This is a genomic window from Lysinibacillus sp. GbtcB16, from assembly GCF_019091145.1.
In the GTDB taxonomy this organism is placed as follows: domain Bacteria; phylum Bacillota; class Bacilli; order Bacillales_A; family Planococcaceae; genus Lysinibacillus; species Lysinibacillus fusiformis.
Genome location: NZ_JAGXJV010000727.1, coordinates 1 through 246 on the forward strand (window position 1 = coordinate 1; position 246 = coordinate 246).

At 50.4% G+C, this 246-nt stretch carries 1 protein-coding gene; it reads left to right on the top strand.

Going from position 1 to position 246, the window contains the following annotated elements:
- Positions 1 to 246, top strand: a 246-nt coding sequence (locus KVT27_RS25735) for a magnesium chelatase domain-containing protein (protein ID WP_305799947.1), incomplete at both ends; no start/stop codon positions are given.

Sequence of the window (246 nt, forward strand, 5' to 3'; positions counted from 1 at the left end):
GGACTTACGCAAGGAAGGCTCATCTTTCGATCTGGCTATCGCTATAGCCATTCTAATGACGACTGGACAAGTGGCTCCGGATTGTGTGGAGATGACTTTATTTCTTGGAGAATTGGCGCTTGACGGATCGCTAAGACCAGTACCTGGGGTACTCTCCATGGTCCATGCAGCTAAACAACACGGAATTAAACGGATCTGCGTGCCCCGTGCGAATGCTGCTGAAGCTGCCTTAATCGAGGGCATACA